Source organism: Streptomyces sp. SID5469 (assembly GCF_009862865.1).
Taxonomy (GTDB): domain Bacteria; phylum Actinomycetota; class Actinomycetes; order Streptomycetales; family Streptomycetaceae; genus Streptomyces; species Streptomyces avermitilis.
The window spans coordinates 6,267,150-6,288,582 of the sequence record NZ_WWIN01000001.1; the positions used below are offsets into that span (position 1 = coordinate 6,267,150).

Annotated in this window: 24 protein-coding genes and 1 tRNA gene; 17 read left to right on the plus strand and 8 right to left on the minus strand. The window is 69.2% G+C overall.

The features are described 5' to 3' along the window. The first annotated feature begins 129 nt into the window (after positions 1–129). The 7 genes from clpS (at position 130) to GTY58_RS26995 (ending at position 4,996) form a co-directional block, all read left to right on the plus strand. The gene (gene clpS / locus GTY58_RS26970) at positions 130–447 is read left to right on the plus strand and encodes an ATP-dependent Clp protease adapter ClpS (protein WP_010986563.1); all 318 of its coding nucleotides are present in this window, start codon (positions 130–132) and stop codon (positions 445–447) included. Positions 448–459: 12 nt separating this feature from the next. Beyond that, positions 460–1,065: a DUF2017 domain-containing protein gene (locus tag GTY58_RS26975; protein WP_010986564.1), complete on the plus strand. Its 606-nt coding sequence runs from the start codon at positions 460–462 to the stop codon at positions 1,063–1,065. A 332-nt stretch (positions 1,066–1,397) separates the two neighbouring features. Further along, complete coding sequence (locus GTY58_RS26980) at positions 1,398–2,849, plus strand: amino acid permease (RefSeq protein WP_010986565.1); 1,452 nt, start codon at positions 1,398–1,400, stop codon at positions 2,847–2,849. Positions 2,850–2,939: 90 nt separating this feature from the next. Next, complete coding sequence (locus tag GTY58_RS26985) at positions 2,940–3,362, plus strand: Mov34/MPN/PAD-1 family protein (RefSeq protein WP_010986566.1); 423 nt, start codon at positions 2,940–2,942, stop codon at positions 3,360–3,362. A gap of 169 nt (positions 3,363–3,531) precedes the next feature. Continuing rightward, positions 3,532–3,633 carry a putative leader peptide gene (locus GTY58_RS41710; RefSeq protein ID WP_338058993.1) on the plus strand — a complete coding sequence of 34 codons (102 nt, stop codon included), beginning with the start codon at positions 3,532–3,534 and terminating at the stop codon, positions 3,631–3,633. A gap of 107 nt (positions 3,634–3,740) precedes the next feature. Beyond that, positions 3,741–4,028 carry a MoaD/ThiS family protein gene (locus tag GTY58_RS26990; RefSeq protein ID WP_010986567.1) on the plus strand — a complete coding sequence of 96 codons (288 nt, stop codon included), beginning with the start codon at positions 3,741–3,743 and terminating at the stop codon, positions 4,026–4,028. A gap of 17 nt (positions 4,029–4,045) precedes the next feature. Further along, a complete protein-coding gene (locus GTY58_RS26995; protein ID WP_010986568.1) occupies positions 4,046–4,996 on the plus strand; it encodes a cysteine synthase in 951 nt (316 codons plus the stop codon). A gap of 127 nt (positions 4,997–5,123) precedes the next feature. Here the strand turns inward: GTY58_RS26995 and GTY58_RS27000 are convergent, their stop codons facing one another. Then, on the minus strand, positions 5,124–5,570 hold the full coding sequence (locus tag GTY58_RS27000) for a type II toxin-antitoxin system PemK/MazF family toxin (protein ID WP_010986569.1): 447 nt from the start codon (positions 5,568–5,570) through the stop codon (positions 5,124–5,126). Between the two features lie 274 nt (positions 5,571–5,844). Between GTY58_RS27000 and GTY58_RS27005 the strand changes: the two genes are divergently transcribed. Continuing rightward, positions 5,845–6,597: an MBL fold metallo-hydrolase gene (locus tag GTY58_RS27005; RefSeq protein ID WP_010986570.1), complete on the plus strand. Its 753-nt coding sequence runs from the start codon at positions 5,845–5,847 to the stop codon at positions 6,595–6,597. A 78-nt stretch (positions 6,598–6,675) separates the two neighbouring features. On the opposite strand, the gene GTY58_RS27010 is transcribed toward GTY58_RS27005, so the two are convergent. After that, the gene (locus GTY58_RS27010) at positions 6,676–7,944 is read right to left on the minus strand and encodes a PTS transporter subunit EIIC (protein WP_010986571.1); all 1,269 of its coding nucleotides are present in this window, start codon (positions 7,942–7,944) and stop codon (positions 6,676–6,678) included. 249 nt (positions 7,945–8,193) lie between these two features. Further along, a complete protein-coding gene (locus GTY58_RS27015) occupies positions 8,194–9,480 on the minus strand; it encodes a PTS transporter subunit EIIC (RefSeq protein ID WP_010986572.1) in 1,287 nt (428 codons plus the stop codon). Positions 9,481–9,649: 169 nt separating this feature from the next. Here GTY58_RS27015 and GTY58_RS27020 point away from each other — a divergent pair, with 169 nt between their 5' ends. The 4 genes from GTY58_RS27020 to rdgB all read left to right on the plus strand — a co-directional run bounded on the left by GTY58_RS27020 (position 9,650) and on the right by rdgB (position 11,835). Beyond that, positions 9,650–9,883 carry a PTS glucose/sucrose transporter subunit IIB gene (locus tag GTY58_RS27020; protein ID WP_010986573.1) on the plus strand — a complete coding sequence of 78 codons (234 nt, stop codon included), beginning with the start codon at positions 9,650–9,652 and terminating at the stop codon, positions 9,881–9,883. Between the two features lie 104 nt (positions 9,884–9,987). After that, the gene (gene rph / locus GTY58_RS27025) at positions 9,988–10,722 is read left to right on the plus strand and encodes a ribonuclease PH (protein ID WP_010986574.1); all 735 of its coding nucleotides are present in this window, start codon (positions 9,988–9,990) and stop codon (positions 10,720–10,722) included. An 83-nt stretch (positions 10,723–10,805) separates the two neighbouring features. After that, complete coding sequence (locus GTY58_RS27030) at positions 10,806–11,198, plus strand: hypothetical protein (protein ID WP_037649883.1); 393 nt, start codon at positions 10,806–10,808, stop codon at positions 11,196–11,198. Between the two features lie 34 nt (positions 11,199–11,232). After that, on the plus strand, positions 11,233–11,835 hold the full coding sequence (gene rdgB / locus GTY58_RS27035; RefSeq protein ID WP_010986576.1) for an RdgB/HAM1 family non-canonical purine NTP pyrophosphatase: 603 nt from the start codon (positions 11,233–11,235) through the stop codon (positions 11,833–11,835). A 44-nt stretch (positions 11,836–11,879) separates the two neighbouring features. Here rdgB and GTY58_RS27040 read toward each other — a convergent pair. Next, positions 11,880–11,963, minus strand: a tRNA-Leu gene (locus GTY58_RS27040). A 148-nt stretch (positions 11,964–12,111) separates the two neighbouring features. Beyond that, positions 12,112–13,095 (minus strand): alpha/beta hydrolase, encoded by a 984-nt coding sequence (locus GTY58_RS27045; RefSeq protein WP_010986577.1) that lies wholly within the window; start codon positions 13,093–13,095, stop codon positions 12,112–12,114. A gap of 107 nt (positions 13,096–13,202) precedes the next feature. Here GTY58_RS27045 and GTY58_RS27050 point away from each other — a divergent pair, with 107 nt between their 5' ends. Beyond that, on the plus strand, positions 13,203–13,814 hold the full coding sequence (locus tag GTY58_RS27050; protein WP_010986578.1) for a TetR/AcrR family transcriptional regulator: 612 nt from the start codon (positions 13,203–13,205) through the stop codon (positions 13,812–13,814). A 177-nt stretch (positions 13,815–13,991) separates the two neighbouring features. On the opposite strand, the gene proP is transcribed toward GTY58_RS27050, so the two are convergent. Both proP and bcp read right to left on the minus strand, forming a co-directional pair. Beyond that, complete coding sequence (gene proP / locus GTY58_RS27055) at positions 13,992–15,500, minus strand: glycine betaine/L-proline transporter ProP (protein ID WP_010986579.1); 1,509 nt, start codon at positions 15,498–15,500, stop codon at positions 13,992–13,994. Between the two features lie 127 nt (positions 15,501–15,627). Further along, positions 15,628–16,095 (minus strand): thioredoxin-dependent thiol peroxidase, encoded by a 468-nt coding sequence (bcp, locus tag GTY58_RS27060; protein ID WP_010986580.1) that lies wholly within the window; start codon positions 16,093–16,095, stop codon positions 15,628–15,630. 192 nt (positions 16,096–16,287) lie between these two features. Between bcp and GTY58_RS27065 the strand changes: the two genes are divergently transcribed. Together GTY58_RS27065 and GTY58_RS27070 are read left to right on the plus strand one after the other, a co-directional pair. Next, a complete protein-coding gene (locus GTY58_RS27065) occupies positions 16,288–16,626 on the plus strand; it encodes a DUF3618 domain-containing protein (protein ID WP_010986581.1) in 339 nt (112 codons plus the stop codon). Between the two features lie 43 nt (positions 16,627–16,669). Next, a complete protein-coding gene (locus GTY58_RS27070) occupies positions 16,670–17,026 on the plus strand; it encodes a co-chaperone GroES (RefSeq protein ID WP_010986582.1) in 357 nt (118 codons plus the stop codon). Between the two features lie 119 nt (positions 17,027–17,145). Here GTY58_RS27070 and GTY58_RS27075 read toward each other — a convergent pair whose 3' ends face one another. Then, on the minus strand, positions 17,146–19,539 hold the full coding sequence (locus tag GTY58_RS27075; protein ID WP_037649880.1) for a transglycosylase domain-containing protein: 2,394 nt from the start codon (positions 19,537–19,539) through the stop codon (positions 17,146–17,148). 201 nt (positions 19,540–19,740) lie between these two features. On the opposite strand from GTY58_RS27075, the gene GTY58_RS27080 reads away from it, so the two are divergent. Both GTY58_RS27080 and GTY58_RS27085 read left to right on the plus strand, forming a co-directional pair. After that, positions 19,741–20,541, plus strand: a complete 801-nt coding sequence (locus tag GTY58_RS27080; RefSeq protein WP_010986584.1) for an ABC-2 family transporter protein — start codon at positions 19,741–19,743, stop codon at positions 20,539–20,541. A 37-nt stretch (positions 20,542–20,578) separates the two neighbouring features. Next, positions 20,579–21,433: an ABC transporter permease gene (locus tag GTY58_RS27085; RefSeq protein ID WP_042493616.1), complete on the plus strand. Its 855-nt coding sequence runs from the start codon at positions 20,579–20,581 to the stop codon at positions 21,431–21,433.

Consider the following 21,433-nt stretch of genomic DNA (forward strand, 5'->3'; position numbering starts at 1 on the left):
GGGGTCCGGGGGTTGTCCCCCCGGGGATTGCCGCATGGTCCGCGATCGTACCCCCATCTCGTCAGTCTGACGATTTGTAGGTCCGATTTGCGCAGTCCATTTGTGCGGGCCCCCCTCTGTGGTGGCAGCATGGGCCGTGTGACGGCTCCCGCACCCCTAGAGATCGAAAAGACCGAGTCGGCAGAGGAGGTCTTCGCCGTACCTGAGCCGGATGTCCCCTGGGTGACGATCGTCCACAACGACCCCGTCAACCTCATGAGCTATGTGACGTATGTCTTCCAGACGTACTTCGGCTACTCCAAGGACAAGGCCACCAAGCTCATGCTCGACGTCCACCACAAGGGCCGCGCGGTCGTGTCCAGCGGGACGCGTGAGGAGATGGAGCGCGACGTGCAGGCGATGCACGGCTACGGTCTGTGGGCCACCCTTCAGCAGGACCGGAAGTAGCGAACTCACTTCATGCCAGGACACTTCGAACCGCTCCCCGGCGGCGGCGCGGCCGTCGCACTCGACGAGGTCGAGATCTCCATCATCCGCTCGCTCGCGGTCCAGCTCCTGGAGCTGATCGGCCCGGGCCCCGCGGAGGACGCCGCCGCCGACCCGCTCGCCGAACTGTTCGCCGAGGGGCCGAGCGAGCCGCCCTCCGACCCCGTCCTCCAGCGCCTCTTCCCGGACGCCTACGGCGGCCCCGGCGGCGAGGGAGGCTCGCCCGAGGAGGCCGAGGAGCAGCGTGCGCACTCCTCGGAGTTCCGCCGCTTCACGGAGAACGACCTGCGCGCAGGCAAGCGCGAGAACGCCCTCGTGGTGATCCGCACCCTGGACGGGATGACGGTCGCGGGGGAGGGCGGCGCGGTCCTCAAGCTGTCGCCGGAGGAGTCCCGGCAGTGGCTGGGCTCGCTCAACGACCTGCGGCTGGCGATCGGCTCCCGGCTCGACGTCGTCGACGAGGAGGACACCGACCTCCTCTACCGGCTGCCGGACGAGGACCCGCGCAAGCCGATGGTGATGGCGTATCTCTGGCTCGGCGGGTTGCAGGAGACCCTGATCGAGACCCTTATGTCCTGATTCACAGGCGTTCGAGCCTCCTCCGGTGTTCGCTCAGAGGACGCTCAAATCCGGATAACGATCCTGTCACCGTTGCGGCCTGTTATGGGTCGATCAGGTCATCTTTGTCCGCTTCTTCCTGAGGCGTGTGCCACACACGTCCCGGACGACCAATGTTGCGGCCGTGATAAATCTTCACGACCGCCCGACGGACACCACCCATGTCCGCTCGGGTGCGCCACCGAGCCGGCGGATCGCCGGCCAGGCACAAGCTCCATCACATCCGGGGGGATCGGAACCCGATCCGAAGCCATGGGACTGGCTCGGGTCGGCGTGGAGAAAGGCGCACCAACATGACCTCATCGCAGGTCGACAAGCAGTACGACGGCAATGGGGCCGTGGGCGGCGACGCCCCCGAAGAGGGGTACGAGCGCGGGCTCGGCAGCCGCCAGGTCCAGATGATCGCGATCGGCGGCGCCATCGGCGTCGGCCTGTTCCTGGGCGCCGGGGCGAACATCGCCAAGGCCGGGCCCAGCCTGATCCTCATGTACGCCCTCGCGGGCGTGATCATCTTCTTCATCATGCGGGCGCTCGGCGAGCTGCTCCTGTACCGCCCGGTGTCGGGTTCCTTCGCGGAGTACTCCCGCGAGTTCCTCGGCCCGTTCTTCGGCTACTTCACCGGCTGGACGTACTGGCTGATGTGGGTGGTGACCGGCATGGCGGAACTGACCGCCGCCGCGATCTACGTCCACTACTGGTTCCCGGCCGTCCCACAGTGGGTGACGGCCCTGGTCTTCCTGGTCGTCCTGTTCGTGGCCAACCTGATCTCGGTGAAGCTCTTCGGCGAGATCGAGTTCTGGTTCTCGATGGTCAAGGTCACCGCGCTCATCGGCATGATCGTGATCGGCCTCGGTGTGCTCACCTTCGGCTTCAGCTCGGCCGGTGACACCGCCTCCGTCGCCAACCTCTGGCAGTTCGACGGCTTCTTCCCCAAGGGCATCGGCTCGTCCCTGATGACCCTCCAGGGCGTCATGTTCGCCTACCTGGCCGTCGAGCTGGTCGGTGTGACGGCGGGCGAGTCCGAGGACCCGGAGAAGACCCTCCCGAAGGCGATCAACACCCTGCCCTGGCGCATCGCCCTCTTCTACGTGGGTGCCCTCACCGTCATCCTCTGCGTCGTGAAGTGGACCGAGTTCGCGCCCGGCGTGAGCCCGTTCGTCAAGGCCTTCGCGATGATCGGCATCCCGGCCGGCGCGGGCATCGTCAACTTCGTCGTCCTCACCGCGGCCCTGTCCTCGTGCAACTCCGGCATGTACTCCACGGGCCGCATGCTGCGCACGCTCGCGGACAACGGCGAGGCCCCGAGGGTCTTCAGCAAGCTCTCCGCCTCGAAGACGCCCGCCTTCGGCATCACGATCTCGGTCCTCTTCATGGGCATCGGCGTGATCCTCAACTACGTCGTCCCGGAGAAGGCCTTCGGCTACGTCACCTCGGTGGCCACCGCGGCCGGCATCTGGACCTGGCTGATGATCCTGGTCAGCCACGTCCTGTACCGCCGCGCGGTCGACGCGGGCCGACTGCCCGCGTCCTCCTTCCCGGCACCGGGCGGCGCGAAGTGCAGCTGGGTCGCGATCGTGTTCCTGCTCTTCGTGACCGGCCTGATCGCGTACGACGCCGACTCCCGGGTCTGCCTCTACGTGATGGCCGTCTGGGCCGCCGCGCTGGCCATCGGCTGGTACGTCCTCAAGGCCCGCAACCCGCAGGTCGCCGAGCGCCACGAGCCGAAGTTCGAGAAGGTCGGCTGACCGCACGGAGTTCCCGCACAAAATCCAGCATGTGGGCCGTCCCGTACCACGCCTCGGTACGGGACGGCCCTTCTGCTTATCCTGACCGACATGCTGACCATCACCCAGGCCCTCGTCGACCAGATCGTCGCGCACGCGCGCCAGGACCACCCCGACGAGGCGTGCGGCGTCGTCGCGGGCCCGGAGGGCTCCGGCCGCCCCGAGCGCTTCATCCCCATGCTCAACGCGGCCCGCTCGCCCACGTTCTACGAGTTCGACTCGGGCGACCTGCTCAAGCTCTACCGCGAGATGGACGACCGCGACGAGGAGCCGGTGATCATCTACCACTCCCACACCGCGACCGAGGCGTACCCGTCCCGCACCGACATCTCGTACGCGAACGAGCCGGGCGCCCACTACGTCCTCGTCTCGACGGCGGACGCGGACGACGCGGGGCCGTTCCAGTTCCGCTCGTTCCAGATCGTGGCGGGCGAGGTGACGGAGGAGGAGGTCAAGGTCGTCGAGGCCTACTGATCTCACCCTCGATCTCACCCTTCGATCTCACGCTTCGGCCTCGCCCGGCGGCCTCACCCCTCGACCTCACCCCTCGACCTCACCCCGCGGTCTCATCCCTCGGCCCCCGAGCGTCCGGAATGCGAGATCACATTCCGGGACCCGGACCGGGAATCGATACGATGACCCCATGGTTTTCCACGACGTGAGCGAGAAGGCGCCGGGCACGCTGCTCGTGGCGCGGCTGCACGTCGACCTGTGCAGGCTGAACAGCGCCCTCTGTAGGCGCTGATCCTGCCGCCGTACGGCCGTGAGCAACCGGCGTAGGCGTAACCCGGAGCTTCTTCGCGCTGCCGCGCGCCCACCGACCTGAATTCCTTCCGACAGGAGCCCGCAACCATGGCCATCGAGGTCCGCATCCCCACCATCCTCCGCACCTACACCGACGGTGCGAAGGCCGTAGACGGCACCGGTGAGACCCTCGCCGAGCTGTTCACCGACCTCGACACCCGCCACGCGGGCATCAGGGCCCGCATCGTCGACGAGGAGAAGGGCGGCGAGCTGCGCCGCTTCGTCAACGTCTACCTGAACGACGAGGACGTCCGCTTCCTGGACGGCATCAGCACCAAGCTCACCGACGGCGACAACGTGACGATCCTGCCGGCCGTGGCCGGCGGCATGGTCTGATCGGCCGCTGATCAGCGATGCGCTACGACTCCCCGCTCGCCGCGGTGGGCAACACCCCTCTGGTGCGCCTGCCGCGGCTCTCGCCGTCCGAGGACGTGCGGATCTGGGCCAAGCTGGAGGACCGCAACCCGACGGGCTCGGTCAAGGACCGCCCCGCGCTCCACATGATCGAACAGGCCGAGAAGGACGGGCGGCTGACACCGGGCTGCACGATCCTGGAGCCGACGAGCGGCAACACGGGCATCTCGCTCGCCATGGCGGCCAAGCTCAAGGGCTACCGCATCGTGTGCGTGATGCCGGAGAACACCTCGCAGGAGCGCCGTGACCTGCTGGGCATGTGGGGCGCCGAGATCGTCTCCAGCCCGGCGGCCGGCGGCTCCAACACGGCGGTCCGTGTCGCCAAGGAACTGGCGGCCGAGCACCCGGACTGGGTGATGCTCTACCAGTACGGCAACCCGGACAACGCGGGCGCGCACTACGCGACCACCGGGCCCGAGATCCTCGCCGACCTGCCCTCCGTCACCCACTTCGTCGCCGGCCTCGGCACCACCGGCACGCTGATGGGCGTGGGCCGTTACCTGCGCGAGCAGAAGCCGGACATCAAGATCGTCGCCGCCGAGCCGCGCTACGACGACCTGGTGTACGGCCTGCGGAACCTGGACGAGGGCTTCGTCCCCGAGCTGTACGACGCGTCGGTGCTGACCACCCGCTTCTCCGTCGGCTCCGCGGACGCGGTGACCCGCACCCGGGAGCTGCTCCAGCAGGAGGGCATCTTCGCGGGCGTCTCCACGGGCGCGGCGCTGCACGCGGCGATCGGCGTGGGCAACAAGGCGGTCAAGGCGGGGGAGACGGCGGACATCGTCTTCGTGGTCGCGGACGGCGGCTGGAAGTACCTGTCGACGGGCGTCTACACCGCGGCCACGACAGAAGAGGCGATCGCGACGCTTCAGGGACAACTCTGGGCGTGACCACACGCTTCGACAGCGGGCCGGGGCTGAGACCTTCAGTCCCGGCCGAGCTGTCGGCGCCGCGTCCTCAGCCTTCTGACAGCGGCCTCAGCCGTCTGACCGCGGTCTCGCCCCACTGACCGCCGTCTCACCCCGCCAAATACCGCACCTGATCCCACAGCACCGGATCCACCACCCCCACCCGCCGGCGGAACTCCCGCAGCGGAACGTCCCGCAGCTCGTCCGTCTCCAGGAAGCTCGCCCTCCCATGGGCGTCGCCCACGGCCCCCGGTGGCAGCGGGATCACGCCCGCCCGCTCGTCGTGGTACTTGCTGGTGATCTTCGCGACCGTCGCCCGGCCGCCCCGCACCGCCAGCACCAGACAGGGCCGGTCCTTGACGCCGGCCCCTTCCTCGTAGGGCACGTTCGCCCACCAGATCTCGGCGGGCTGCGGCCGCCCGGGCGCGCCCGGATGCCCCGGCGGACGCGTACGCCCGGACGGCCTGCGCCCGCGGCGCCCCCAGCCGTCGACGAGCGTCGCGACGAGCGCGAGCAGCACCACCGCCGCCAGCGCCAGCCACCATGACGTGTCCATACGGACGACGGTACCGGCGCGTACGTCCCACCGCCCGCCCTATCCGCATTACCCGTCGGCGGCTCCGGCGCACGCGTGTGCGTTTCCGGTCCAGCCGAACCGGTGACACCACAGGTGAGTTCGCCCACAACGGCCCCTGGCGGAGGAGCGAGCCGCCCTTTTGCGCCTTACGCTCGACGGACCGCACGACCCCTGTTTTCGCGTGCCCGCCCCCTGTATCCGCCCCCTGAATCTGCTCTCTGCATTTCCTGTCAGCGCGGAGGTTCCAGCTCTCATGAAGCTCACCGTCGTCGGCTGCTCGGGGTCGTTCCCGTCCGCGGAATCGGCCTGCTCGAGCTACCTCGTAGAGGCCGACGGCTTCCGGCTGCTCCTCGACATGGGCAACGGCGCCCTCGGCGAGTTGCAGCGCCACTGCGGTCTCTACGACCTCGACGCGATCTTCCTCAGCCATCTGCACGCCGACCACTGCATCGACATGTGCGCGTACTTCGTCGCGCGCTACTACCGTCACGACGGCGGCCGCTGCGCCCCGATCCCGGTCTACGGACCCGAGGGCACGGAACAGCGGCTGACCACCGCGTACGCGGACACTCCTTCCGCCTCCTCGATGAGCGAGGTCTTCGACTTCCACACGGTGAAGCCGAGCACGTTCGACATCGGCCCCTTCACCGTGCACACCGAGAAGGTGCGGCACCCCGTGGAGGCGTACGCCATCCGCATCGAACACGGCGGCCGCTCCCTGACCTACTCCGGGGACACGGGCGTGACCGGGGCCCTCGACGAACTCGCCCGGGACACCGACCTGTTCCTGTGCGAGGCCGCGTTCACGCACGGCAAGGAGAGCATCCCGGACCTGCACCTCAACGGCCGCGAGGCAGGCGAGACCGCCACCCGCGCCGGTGCCCGCCGCCTGGTCCTGACCCACATCCCCCCGTGGACGGACCCCCAGGTGAACCTCGCCGACGCCCGCGAGACGTTCACCGGTCCTGTGGAGCTGGCGGCGCCCCGGCTGTCGTACGAGATCTGACACCCGTAGCGCCCCGCACGCACGAGAAGGCCCCCGGAGAATCCTCCGGGGGCCTTCACGCGTGGCTGGTACGGGCTGCTACTTGGCCTCGGCCTTCTGCAGCTCCGCCAGTTCCTCGTCCGACTCGCGGCCCGGGGTCGGGAGGTTGAACCTGGTGATCGCGAAGCGGAAGACGGCGTAGTAGACGGCCGCGAAGCACAGGCCCACCAGGACCAGGCCCCACGGGTTCGTCGCGATGCCGAGGTTCAGGCCGAAGTCGACCGCGCCGGCCGAGAAGCCGAAGCCGTCCTTCATGCCGAGGGCCCAGGTCAGCGCCATGGAGACACCGGTGAGGACCGCGTGGATGGCGTAGAGGACCGGCGCGATGAACATGAACGTGAACTCGATCGGCTCGGTCACGCCCGTGAAGAAGGAGGTCAGCGCCAGGGAGAACATCATGCCGCCGACGACCTTGCGGCGCTCGGGGCGGGCACAGTGCACGATCGCCAGGCAGGCGGCCGGCAGGGCGAACATCATGATCGGGAAGAAGCCGGTCATGAACTGTCCGGCGGTCGGGTCACCCGCCAGGAAGCGCCCGATGTCACCGCTCTTGCCGTGGTACTCGCCCGCCTGGAACCACGGGAACGAGTTCAGCAGGTGGTGCATGCCGATCGGGATCAGCGCACGGTTGGCGACACCGAAGATGCCGGCACCGACGGCGCCCGAACCGACCAGCCACTCACCGAAGTTGTGCAGACCCGTGCCGAGGACCGGCCAGATGTAGCCGAAGACGATGCCGATCAGCAGGCCCGCGAAGGCGGAGAGGATCGGGACGAGACGGCGGCCGCCGAAGAACCCGGCCCAGTCGGGCAGCTTGGTCCGGTAGAACTTCTGGTACAGCAGGGCGACGACTATGCCCATCACCACACCACCGAGGACCTTGGCGTCCACGGGCGCGTCCACCATGACCACCTTGCCGTCGACGGCCGTGGCGACCTTCGGCAGGTTCTTGTCGGTGAACGTGGCGAGCACGTTCTTGAAGACCAGGTAGCCGACCACGGCCGCGAGGGCGGTCGAGCCGTCCGACTTCTTCGCGAAGCCGATGGCGATGCCCACGGCGAACAGCAGCGCCATGTTGTCGAGGATCGCGTTGCCGCCCGCCGACATGAATCCGGCGATCTTGGTGAAGAACGAGGGGAAGGACGGGCGCCCGAGCATGTCGGCGTTGCCGAGCCGCACCAGGAGGGCGGCGGCGGGCAGGACAGCGACCGGCAGCATCAGGCTGCGGCCGATGCGCTGCAGGACAGCCATCGCGCCGGAGCCCTTCTTCTTCTGCTCGGCCGCGGGAGCGGCGCTGGCCGTGGACACAACTTCCTCCTGGGGATCCCCCCGGCCGGAGGCTGGGGGAGGGCAAGGCGCCGCCCAGGGGACAAAGAGGGGTGGGCGGGGGCCGACGTGGTCTACACCACTCAGTGGTGTAGACCTGTTGTAGCACGGTGAAGGCTGGATAAGGAACCCGCGAATTTTGTGGCCTCGGCCATAGCGTGAGAACGTGCCCGATTCATGACGAAGGCCCCCGGACCGGCAGGTCCGGGGGCCTTCGTGGCCGCCGCGGGACTACGCCTTCGTGATGTCCTCGACCTCCTCCTCCGGCTCCCGCCCCGGAGTGGTGAGGTCGAACTTCGTGATCGCGAAACGGAAGATCGCGTAGTACACGGCCGCGAAGCACAGTCCGATCGGAACGATCGCCCACGGCTTGGTCGCCAGGTTCCAGTTGAGGACGTAGTCGATCAGCCCCGCCGAGAAACTGAAGCCGTCGTGCACACCCAGGCCCCACGTCACCGCCATCGAGACACCGGTCAGCAGGGCGTGGACCGCGTAGAGCAGCGGGGCGGCGAACAGGAAGGAGTACTCGAGCGGTTCCGTGATGCCCGTGACGAAGGAGGTCAGAGCCACCGACAGCATCAGACCGCCGACCTCCTTGCGACGGTTCGGCCGGGCGCAGTGCGTGATCGCCAGCGCGGCGGCCGGCAGCGCGAACATCATGATCGGGAAGAAGCCCGAGGTGAACTGGCCCGCGTTCGGGTCGCCCGCCAGGAACATGTTGATGTCACCGTGCACGACCTGCCCGTCCGGCTTGGTGTAACTGCCGAACTGGAACCAGATGGGCACGTTCAGGAACTGGTGCAGCCCCACGACCAGCAGTGCGCGGTTGGCGACGCCGAACACGCCCGCGCCCCAGGCGTCCAGGCCGTCCAGCCAGTCGCTGAAGTGCTCCAGCGCCGCACCGATCGGCGGCCAGACCCACAGGCACACCACGGCGAAGGCGACGGCGACGAACGCCATGATGATCGGCACGAGCCGCCGGCCGTTGAAGAAGCCGAGCCAGTCCACCAGCTTCGTACGGTGGTAACGCTGCCAGAGGAACGCGGCGAGCAGCCCCATCACGATGCCGCCGAAGACACCCGGATTCTGGTACGTGAACGCCACCATCGTGCCGTCGGCCGCCCGGCAGCCGGTGACCACCGCCTTCGCCCCGCTCGCGCAGTCCTGCGGGAACTGGCGCAGCACGTTGTAGTAGACGAGGAAGCCGGCGACCGCGGCGAGCGCCGTGGAACCGTCCGACTTCTTCGCCATGCCGATGGCGACGCCGACGCAGAACAGCAGCGGCAGGCCGAGCGAACCGTCGAGCAGCGCACTGCCCGCGCCCATCATCACCTTGGAGACATCGGTCCAGCCCAGCCCCTCGGGCCCGAACACGTTCGGCTGTCCCAGCTGGACGAGGAGACCCGCGGCCGGCAGCACGGCGATCGGCAGCTGAAGGCTGCGGCCCATCTTCTGCAGGCCCTGGAACAGGTGGCTCCAGCGGGGCCGGGCGGGCGCGGCGGCGCTGTCGGCACTCATGGGCGTCCTCCCCGCGTTTGGCGACCGTCCGACAGGTGGTGTAGACCAGTTGCCGGACGGTCGTCGCGCTGTCGTGACGTCATCATTCGGCACCGGCACCATGACCGCTCGCGAAGATGGGCCAACTGTGGGTTACTGCGACAAAGCGGTTCGGATCAGGGAGTAGGACATGGCCACCAAGGCTGAGAAGATCGTTGCCGGGCTCGGCGGGATCGACAACATCGAAGAGGTCGAGGGCTGCATCACCCGGCTGCGTACCGAGGTCGTCGACCCGAGCCTGGTCGACGAGGCCGCACTCAAGGCAGCCGGCGCGCACGGCGTGGTCAAGATGGGCACGGCCATCCAGGTCGTCATCGGCACGGACGCGGACCCGGTCGCCGCGGACATCGAAGACATGATGTGAGTCCGGCTCCGCGCCGGGCTCTCTGAACGCTCTCCACACTCATCGGGGGCCGCTTCCGGTAACCGGAGGCGGCCCCTCACCCGTCTGCGGCTAGGCTCATCGGCATGTCTCGAATCGACGGCCGCACGCCCGAACAGCTCCGCCCCATCACCATCGAGCGCGGCTGGAGCAAGCACGCCGAGGGCTCCGTCCTCGTCTCCTTCGGCGACACGAAGGTCTTCTGCACCGCCTCCGTCACCGAAGGCGTCCCGCGCTGGCGCAAGGGCAGCGGCGAAGGCTGGGTCACCGCCGAGTACTCCATGCTCCCGCGCGCCACCAACACCCGCGGCGACCGCGAGTCGGTCCGGGGCAAGATCGGCGGCCGTACGCACGAGATCAGCCGTCTGATCGGCCGCTCCCTGCGCGCGGTCATCGACTACAAGGCGCTCGGCGAGAACACGATCGTCCTCGACTGCGACGTCCTCCAGGCCGACGGCGGCACCCGCACGGCCGCGATCACGGGCGCGTACGTCGCCCTCGCCGACGCGGTCGCCTGGGCCCAGGGCCGCAAGCTCGTGAAGGCGGGCCGAAAGCCGCTCACCGGCACGGTCAGCGCGGTCTCGGTGGGCATCGTGGGCGGGGTGCCGTTGCTGGACCTCTGCTACGAGGAGGACGTGAAGGCCGACACCGACATGAACGTCGTCTGCACCGGCGACGGCCGCTTCGTCGAGGTCCAGGGCACCGCCGAGGCGGAACCCTTCGACCGCAAGGAGCTCAACGCCCTTCTCGACCTGGCGGTTTCGGGCTGCGACGAACTGGCGGTGATCCAACGTGCGGCCCTGGAGGCAACCACACGCTGATCCTTCGCGTTCTTAAGGGTGCGGGCGCACGGTCCAGCCGTGCGTCCGTCGACCACATCATGTCCAGGGGGAGGAACCGTTCCATGGCCGCGCGCCACCGCCGCCGCACCGCCGCATTCGCCGTAGTCGCCGCACTCGTCGCCGTTCCGGCGGTCGTCGGCTGCGACGCCGTCAGCAAGGCTCTCGACTGCGTCCAGGCCGCCGACTCCATCGCCGACAGCGTCACCGACCTCCAGCAGGCGGTGGAGAACGCGGCCGACGATCCGACACAGACCGACCAGTCCCTCGACGCCATAGAGAAGAACCTCGACAAGATCGGCGACAAGACCGACAACGCCGACGTCAACAAGGCGGTCGACGACCTCGAGAAGGCGGTCTCCAACGTCCGTGACGCCGTCAAGAACGGCGACGAGACCCCGGACATCAGCCCGGTCACCGACGCGGCGGGCGAACTGACGAAGGTGTGCACGCCGTAACGGGCACCTCCGCGAGGCCGGGATACTGGACCCCATGACCCGTCTGATCCTCGCCACCCGCAACGCCGGAAAGATCACCGAACTGAGGGCGATCCTCGCCGACGCCGGTCTCACCCACGACCTCGTCGGCGCGGACGCGTACCCCGACATCCCCGACGTCAAGGAAACGGGCGTCACGTTCGCGGAGAACGCCCTCCTGAAGGCGCACGCCCTCGCCCGGGCCACCGGACTCCCGGCGGTCGCCGACGACTCGGGCCTGTGCGTGGATGTCCTGGGCGGCGCCCCCGGCATCTTCTCGGCCCGCTGGTCCGGCCGCCACGGCGACGACCGGGCCAACCTGGACCTGCTCCTGGCCCAGCTGTCCGACATCTCCGAGGCGCACAGGGGCGCCCACTTCGCGTGCGCGGCGGCCCTGGCCCTGCCGGACGGGACCGAGCGCGTGGTCGAGGGCCAACTGAGGGGCACGCTCCGCCACACCCCGACGGGCACGAACGGCTTCGGCTACGACCCGGTCCTCCAGCCGGAGGGCGAGACGCGCACCTGCGCGGAGCTGTCGGCGGAGGAGAAGAACGCGATCAGCCACCGCGGCAAGGCGTTCCGGGAGTTGGTGCCGGTGGTGCGGGAGTTGTTGGGCTGAGACACGAAGAGGGGCCGTCTCGTCGGACGGCCCCTCTGGGTGTGTGCGGCCGATGGGATTCGAACCCACATGGGCGTAAAGCCCAGAGGCACCTAAAACCTCCGCTTATACCATTCAGCAACGGCCGCGTGCGCCAGCCCATGCTACCGGTGATGCGGTGCTCGGCCATGGTCAACGGCGCTTTCCGCCACGGCACTACGTGTCGGTGATCGCGTGGCGGCCGCACGGCCTGTGGCCTCCGAAGGCGTCGGGTCCTCTTACGGTCCGGGCTGACCGCTAGGCGTCGGTACCCCGTGCCGTGGGGATGTCCGCCGCGGTCCGCCCGTCCCGGTACGGGGCCAGGAACGCGGTCAGCGCGGCCAGCATCGCCTCCGGGGTCTCCTCGGCGGGGTAGTGGCCGCACTCGGGGAGGACAAGGCTCTCCACGTCGTCGGCGGCAAGCTTCATCGTTTCGCTGACCGATGCGCCCATGTTCTCCGCTCCCCCGATCGCCAGGACGGGGAGGGACAGCCGTCGGGCCTGGCGCCGCTGGTTCTGCGCGATGGTCGTATCGAGCGCGCGGTAGAACTCGAAGCTGGACCGCAGGGCTTCCGGGTCGGCGGCGAGGATGCCGACGTAGTGCTGGACGGCGTGGTCGGGCAGCGGCTTCGCGGACTTCGTGGCGAACTGGCGGCCGAAGTAGAGATGTTCCCGTCCGCTGACCAACTGCTCGTTGACGTCGGTGAGGCGGTTGAAGGCAAAGTGCCACAGGCGGTCGTTGGCCACCCGGCTGCCGAAGAGGGGCGGTGAGGGGGACAGTCCCGGGATCGCGGCCTCGGCGACGGCCAGGCGGTCGAGCCGGTCGGGGTGGTCCGCGGCCAGGGCATAGCCGGTCCACATCCCGACGTCGTGACCCACCATGGCGAAGCGCTGATGCCCGAGCGCGTCCATCAGCGCCACCATGTCGCGTGCGAGCGTGCCGGTGTCGTACCCGCCCAGGGGCTTGTCTGACAGCCCGACACCGCGCGGATCGACCGCGACGACCTGGAAGTCCTGAGCCAGCGCCGGCATCAGGAGGCGCCAGGCGTACCACGTCTGGGGCCAGCCGGCCAGCAACAGCAGCGCAGGTCCTTGGCCGCCGGTGACGGCGTGCAGGCGCAGTTCACCGGTGTCGACGTACCGGCTGGTGAAGGTTTCGGTGAATCGCGCCGGGAGGTTCGGCACCTGAGAGACGGAACCGGGGCCTTCGGGCGTGGGCAGGTGGGTGGGCGGCAGATTCATGACCGCCACGCTAACCATCTTGGATCGATCGGTCAAAGATCAACCGACCGATCGATCCAAGATGCGGGTAAGCTCACGGCAAGGACGAGAAACGGGAGGTACACGCTGTGTCCGGCCGGAAGCAGTTCGATGTCAGCGCGGCCCTGGACCAGGCCATGCGGGTGTTCTGGCAGCGCGGGTACGCGGACGCCTCACTCGATGCCCTCGGTGCGGCCACGGGCCTCGGCCGCGGCTCCCTCTACGGCGCCTTCGGCAACAAGGACGCCCTGTTCGGCCAGTGCCTCGACCGCTACGCGTCGATCTACGGCGCGCAGTACGAGCAGGCGCTCGCGGCGCACCCCGGTGATCCGGTGCGCGCGGTCGAGGCGTTCTTCGACGTCATCCTGGGCCGTATCGCCGACCCGTCGGTCCCCGTGGGGTGCCTCATCGCCCAGTCCGCCGCGCAGTCACTGACGCTGAAGGAGGAGAGCGGCGTTCACGTGCGTGGCCTGCTCGACACGCAGCGCCAGCGGGTCCGCGCGGCACTGGCGGACTCCTCGGCCGCCCCCCGGACGCTCGACGAGCTCGCCACGTTCGTCATCGCTGTCAACCAGTCGCTGGCCGTACTGAGCCGGGCCGGCACCTCGGACGCCGAGCTGCGCTCCGTGACCCGGCTCGCCTGCACAACGGTGGCGGACACCCTCGCCCGGGTGGCGTCCGAGAACGTCGCCCAAGCCTGACGGGCACCGGCTCGGACGCCGGGGCGGGCCACCTGGCTCGACCTGATCGACGACCGGGCGGCGGGGCTCGGCGGGGAAGACGGCGGCTCCGGCGGTCACGCCGGACCTCGTGCGGGACGCGAAACGGCCCGTACCCGGATGCTGTCCGGTACGGGCCGTGCGGTGGTGCGGCGGGCGTCAGGGCCTAGGCATCGGGGTGCGGCTCTCCACCAGTTCCGCCGCCTCCTCCGGGGTCTCCACCGAGGGGGGTGACCCGGCCAGCGGCTGTTGGGCCGTTTCCTTCATGCAGGCCACCGTGATGATGCCGACCAGGGCCGCCGCCATCGCGTAGTACGCGGGCATCATGTCGGTGCCGGTGGCGCTGATCAGGGCGGTGATCACCAGCGGGGTCGTACCGCCGAAGAGGGACGCGGAGAGGTTGTAGCCGACCGAGAGGGAGCCGTAGCGGACCTGTGTCGGGAACAGGGCCGGGAGCGCCGCGGACATGGTGCCGAGCATGCAGACCAGGGAGAGGCCGAGCATCAGCATGCCCGCCGAGACCGCGACCAGGCTGCCCTGCTTGACCAGCAGGAAGGCCGGGATCGACAGGACGAGGAAGCCCAGCATGCCGGCCATCAGCAGCGGCTTGCGGCCGTAGCGGTCCGAGAGCTTGCCCACCTGGCTGATGACCAGCATCAGGAGCAGCATGGTGACGATGAGGACGAGGAGGCCGTGGGTCTCGCTGTAGCCCATCTCGTCGGACAGGTACGTCGGCATGTACGACAGCAGCATGTAGTCGGTGATGTTGTACGCGCCGACCAGGCAGACGCACAGGATCAGCGTCGGCCAGTGGTTCCGGAAGATCTTCGCCAGGTCGCCCTTGGCGGTGGTCTCCACGGTGGAGGCCGCGTCGGTCGCCTTGCGTGCGGAGTTGTCCTCCAGCTTCTGGAACGCGGGCGTCTCGTCCAGCTTGAGCCGGAGGTAGAGGCCGACGAGACCGATGGGGCCCGCCACGAGGAACGGGACGCGCCAGCCCCAGGACTCCATGCCGCCGCTGCCGAGGACCGTCGTCAGCACCGTCACGAGCCCCGCCGCGCCGACGTACCCGGCGAGCGTGCCGAACTCCAGGAAGCTCCCGAAGAAGCCCCGGCGCTTGTCGGGGGCGTACTCGGCGATGAAGGTCGACGCCCCGCCGTACTCCCCGCCCGTGGAGAAGCCCTGGACGAGGCGGAAGAGGATCAGCAGGACCGGGGACCAGAAGCCGATGGTGGCGTACGGCGGGATCAGCCCGATGGCGAAGGTGCCGATGGCCATCAGGATCATCGTCAGGGCGAGGACCTTCTTACGGCCCACCTTGTCGCCCATCGGGCCGAAGACCATGCCGCCGAGCGGCCGCACCAGGAACGAGACCGCGAAGGTCGCGAACGAGGACAGCAGCTGGACGGTGCCGTTCCCGGACGGGAAGAAGACATGGCCGATGGTGACGGCCAGGTAGCTGTAGATGCCGAAGTCGAACCACTCCATGGCATTGCCCAGCGAAGCCGCCTTGACGGCACGCTTCACCGCCCGCTCGTCGGTCACCGTGATGTCGGTGCGCCGCAGGGGAGGGTTTCTGCGGCGGGCGACGGCACGGAAGAGTCTGCGGTGGCGTTTGACCGCCTCAGGGCCGGCAGCGGCCTCGACGGGGCCGGGCTCGGTGGCCGCCATGGAGTGATCCCTTCGCTTCTGGAGACAAATTTCCAGAGGATCACCTGCTCCGAGGTGGCGAACGCAAACGGAAGTCCCCGCGCAGAGGGACTTCCGTCACAAGAAGACCGTCAGATACCCAGATCCTTCAGATGCCCAGATCCTTGATGATCTTCGCCACATGGCCGGTGGCCTTCACGTTGTACAGCGCCCGCTCGACCTTGCCCTCCTCGTCCACGACCACCGTGGAGCGGATGACGCCGACGACCGTCTTGCCGTACAGCTTCTTCTCGCCGAAGGCGCCGTACGCCTCCAGGACCTGCTTGTCCGGGTCGCCGACCAGCGTGACCTTCAGGTTCTCCTGCTCGCGGAACTTCGCGAGCTTCTCGGGCTTGTCGGGGGAGACGCCGATGACGTCGTAACCGGCGCCCGCCAGCAGCTCCAGGTTGTCCGTGAAGTCGCAGGCCTGCTTGGTGCAGCCGGGGGTCAGGGCGGCCGGGTAGAAGTAGACGATGACCTTGCGGCCCTTGTGGTCGGCCAGGGAGACCTCGTTGCCGTCGGCGTCCGGCAGGGTGAAGGCGGGGGCGGTGTCGCCGGGCTGGAGTCGCTCGCTCATCGGTACCTCACGTGGCAAGGGGCGGGTTACGCGAACGAGCCTAATGGCGCCCGCCGACATGGCCGCGACAGCGCCCGATGGGGGGTGCCGCGGGGTGCGTTCGGCACGAAGCTGACAGACTGTCGACCACGGACGCAGAAAAGCTTGCGGACCACGCACGGAACACGTCGCAACGACCACGGAGGAAACGCGGTGGCGGACACGTCGAGCACGCCGGATACCAGAACTCCGGCGCAGATCGAGGCGGACATCAGGCGCCGCCGCGACACGCTGGCCGAGACGCTCGACGAGATCGGCGTCCGGGTGCACCCGAAGACGATCGTCGGCGACGCCAAGGCCAAGGTCGTCTCCCACATCGACAACACGCTCGGACGCGCGTACGTCGGCGTCAACCGGGCCGTCAGCGATGTGAAGGGCCAGCTGGTCACCAAGGAGGGCGCGCCGCGCCTGGAGCGCATCGTGCCCGTGGCGCTCGTCGTGGTCGGGGTCGTCGGGCTGGTCGCCGTCGGCTCCCGTCGGCGCAAGCGCTGACCCGCCTGCGGACGGAGCGGGCAAAGGCAGGTAGGTTCGGGACGTGAGCGCCAAACTGCACAAGCACAGCACCCATGACGACAAGCTGCCGATCCGGATGCTGCACGACCGCGTTCTCGTGCGGCAGGACACCAGCGAGGGCGAACGCCGGTCCGGCGGCGGCATCCTGATCCCCGCGACGGCGGCGGTCGGCCGGCGCCTGGCCTGGGCCGAGGTCGTCGCGGTCGGACAGAACGTACGGACCGTGGAGACGGGCGACCGGGTGCTCTACGACCCCGAGGACCGCGCCGAGGTCGAGGTACGCGGCACCGCGTACGTCCTGATGCGCGAGCGCGACCTGCACGCCGTGGCCGCGGACCGCTTCGAGGGGTCCGAGGACTCGACGGGCCTGTACCTGTAGGTACCTGGACCTGTCTGTAGGTACCCGGAGGCACCTCCGGATGCCTGGAGGACGTACGGCCGAGGGGCTGGTGACCGCTGTCACCAGCCCCCTTCGCTTGCGCTGCCGAGGTGCTCTCTCTACCGGCCGAACAGGCCCGCCGTCGTACCCCCGGCTCCCGTCGCGTCGCCGCCGTCCGTCGTCCCCCCGGCGCCTGTCGTGCCGCCGCCGTCAGTGGTGCCGCCGTCGGTCGTGCCGCCGTCGTCGGTGGTGCCGCCGTCCGTCGTGCCGCCGTCGTCGGTGGTCCCGCCGTCCGTCGTGCCGCCTGTCGTGGGCGTGCCGCCGTCGGTCGTGCCGCCCGTCGTGGGGGTGCCGCCGTCCGTCTGGCCCTCGGTCGTGGGCTCGGAGGTCTGGCCGCCGTCCGAGGTCGTACCGCCGTTGTCCTGGCCGCCCGTGCCCGGCTCGTCACCGGGTCCGGTCGGCAGGGGCTGCTGCTCCTGCGCGCCGGCCTGGAGCCGGAGGTCGAAGTCGGCGACCGGCTTGCCCTTCAGGGCGGCCTTCGTGAACTGCGCCCAGATCTGCGCGGGCGCGCCGCCGCCGTTGATCCGGGGCAGGCCCATCGCGCCGTACAGCGCCTTGTGCTTGCCGGACTCCGGGTCCTGGCCCATCACGGCGACGACAGTCGCGAGATGGGGCGTGTAGCCCGCGAACCAGGCCGCCTGGTCCTCCTCCGCGGTGCCGGTCTTGCCGGCCGCGGGCCGGCCCGCGGCCAGCGCGGCCGTGGCCGTGCCGTTCTGGACGACGCTCTGGAGGACCGACGTGGTGGTGTCGGCGGCCTCGCGGCTGACGGCCGCCTTGGCGGCCTGCTTCGGCAGCTGTACGCCCTCGCCGTCCTTGGTGATCTTCTCGACGAGCGTGTACGTGCCGTGCTTGCCGTGGTTGGCGAGCGTGGCGTACGCCTCCGCCATGTCCAGCACGCTGGCGGTGGCCGTGCCGAGCGCGACCGAGGGGTACGGGTTCAGGTCGGGTGTGTTCTCGGGCAGCCCCAGTTTCAGCGCCGTCTGCTTGACCTTGGACGGGCCCACGTCCACGGCCATCTGCGCGTACACCGAGTTCACGGACTTGTCCGTCGCCTCGCGGACCGAGATCGGGCCGTACGAGACGCCGTCCTCGTTCTCGGGCGCGTACGTGCCGCCGGTCCAGCCCTGCACGGGACGCCTGTTGGTGCCGTCGTAGCCGGTGTTCGGGGTGATCGTGCGGCCGTCCTGGGTAACTGAGCCGTTCTGCACGGCCGAGGTGAGGACGAACGGCTTGAAGGTGGAGCCGACCTGGTAGTCGCGGCGGGTGGCGTTGTTGACGTACTGCTTGGTGTAGTCGATCCCGCCGTACATCGCGATGACCTTGCCGGTGGCCGGGTCGATGGAGACGCCGCCCGCGCGGACGTAGTTGTCGACCTTGCGGTTCTTCTTGTCGAGCTTGTCCATCACCTGGTCGTCGACGGCCTTCACGAAGGCGTCCTGCTTGGGCTTTTGCAGGGTCGTCGTGATGCGGTAGCCGCCGGTGTCCAGGGTGTCCTCGGCGATGATCTTGTGCTCGGTCAGGTAGTCCTTCACCGCCCGCACCAGATAGCCGCGCTGGCCGGACATGCCGGCCGCGACCACGGCCTGCTTGGGCTGCGGGAACTTCACCTTGTCCCGGGCCGACTGCGTCACCCAGTTCTTCTTCACCATGCCGTCGAGGACGTAGTTCCAGCGGGCGAGGGCCGCGGACTTGTTCTCGGGGTGCGCGACCACGTCGTACTCGCTCGGCGCGTTGAGCAGTGCCGCGAGGTAGGCGCCCTGGCCGACGGTCAGGTCCTTCGCGTCGACGCCGTAGTACGCCTGGGCGGCGGCCTGGATGCCGTACGCGTTGCGGCCGAAGTAGCTGGTGTTGAGGTAGCCCTCGAGGATGGCGTCCTTGCTCTTCTCGCGGTCCAGCTTGATGGAGATGAAGAACTCCTTCACCTTCCGCGAGACGGTCTGCTCCTGGGCCAGGTAGTAGTTCTTCACGTACTGCTGGGTGATCGTCGAGCCGGACTGCTTGCCCTTGCCGGTGGCCGTGTTCCAGGCGGCCCGGATCATCGCCTTCGGGTCGACGGCCGACTCGGTGTAGAAGTCGCGGTCCTCGGCGGCGAGCGCCGCGTGCTGGGCACCCTTGGACATCTGCGCGAGCGTCACGATCTCCCGGTTGACCTCGCCGTCGCGGGCGAGCTGGCTGCCGTCCGCGTACAGGTACACATTGCTCTGCTTGGTCGCGGTCGTGTTCGCCGGCGGGATCTTGACCAGGTTGTAGCCGAGCACGAACAGGCCGACCAGGATCAGGACCACGCCGACGAAGGTACCGAGCACCAGCCGCCAGGTCGGGATCAGCCGGCGCCAGCCGGTGCGCTTGGGCCGTTTCGGCTTCTTGTCCGCGGCGGTGTCCGGAGCGGTCGACTCCGGGTCTGTGGGTGCCCAGCCCTGGCTGCTCTGCTGCGGCTGCGGCTCGTCGCTCATCTTGGTGCCGGACTCCTGTTTCGCCTCGTACGTTCCCGTACGCCCTCGTACGCCTTTTGCGCCCACTCTTGAAGACTGTCGCACCAAGCGTTCCGTTCCCGACACCAGGCACGCGTCGGGCCGGAAAATGCGTGGCACGCCACTTCGCCCGCGCACTAGGCTCCTGCGCTTTGGCCCGGCACGCTGCGGAAGGGGTTCCTCGTGGGGACAGGGCGGTTGTACGCCGCCGTGGCCGCCGGTGGTTTCAGGCGGTACGCGACCTACCGGACGGCCACCGCGGCCGGGGTGTTCACCAACACAGTCTTCGGATTGATCTTGGCATACACCTACATCGCCCTGTGGGACGAGCGACCCCATCTGGGAGGGTACGACCAGGCGCAGGCGCTCACGTACGTGTGGATCGGCCAGGCGCTCCTGATGACGCTGGCCATCGGGGGCGGTGGCTTCGAGGACGAGCTGATGGAGCGCATTCGTACGGGTGACATCGCGATCGACCTCTACCGGCCCGCCGACCTTCAACTGTGGTGGCTGGCGGGGGATCTGGGGCGGGCGCTGTTCCAGCTTCTGGGGCGGGGGGTGATCCCGATGGTGCTGGGCGCGTTCTTCTTCGAACTGGCCCTGCCCGCCGACCCGTTGCGCTGGGCGGCGGCCCTGGTCGCGGTCTTCCTCGCGATGCTCGTCAGCTTCGCGATCCGCTACCTGGTCGCCCTGACCGCGTTCTGGCTGCTGGACGGGGCGGGTGTCACCAACATGGCCTGGATCACGGGGATGTTCTGCTCGGGGATGGTGCTGCCGCTCAACGCCTTCCCCGGCGCGCTCGGCGAGGTGGTCCGCGCGCTGCCCTGGGCCTCGCTGCTCCAGGCCCCCGCGGACGCCCTGATGGGCCGCGCCGGACTGCCGGCCACGTACGCCTTCCAGGGCGCCTGGGCGGTGGCGCTCCTCGCGGCCGGGCGCCTGCTCCAGTCGGTGGCGACCCGGCGGGTGGTGGTCCAGGGTGGCTAGGTCCAGGGTGGCTGGGTCCAAGGAGGCTGGGCCCAAGGTGGCTGGGTCCAGGAGCCGCGCGGCGGGGCAGGGACGGGTCGGGGCGCGGCTGGCGGACGGTCTGCGCGCCTACCGCATGATCGCCGGCATGTGGATCCGCTCCACGATGGCCTACCGCGCCTCCTTCGTGATGACCACCTTCGGCAACTTCGGGGCGACCGCCCTCGACTTCGTGGCCATCCTGCTGATGTTCTCGCAGGTCGACGCGCTCGGCGGCTACACCCTGCCCGAGATCGCCTTCCTGTATGGCGTCGCGGGCATCGCCTTCGGACTCGCCGACCTCGCGATCGGCTCGATGGACCGGCTGGGGCGGCGGGTGCGCGACGGCACGCTCGACACCCTCCTGGTGCGCCCGGCGCCGGTGCTCGCGCAGGTCGCCGCCGACCGCTTCGCGCTGCGCCGCCTCGGCCGGATCACCCAGGGGCTGCTGGTCTTCGGGTACGCCGTCGCCGCACTCGACATCGCCTGGACCCCGCTGAAGGTGCTGATGGTCCCGTTCATGATGCTCAGCGGCGGTGCGATCTTCGCGGCGGTGTTCGTGGCGGGCGGCGCCTTCCAGTTCGTCGCGCAGGACGCCTCCGAGGTGCAGAACTCCTTCACGTACGGCGGCCAGACGCTGCTCCAGTACCCGCCGACCGTCTTCGCCGCCGACCTGGTGCGCGGAGTGACCTTCGTCGTGCCGATCGCCTTCGTCAACTGGCTGCCCGCGCTGTATGTGCTGGGGCGGCCGTATCCGCTCGACCTGCCGACGTGGGTGGCCTTCACCCCGCCCCTGGTCGCGGCGGCCTGCTGCGCGCTGGCGGGGCTCGCCTGGCGTGCGGGACTGCGTTCGTACCGGAGTACAGGGAGTTAG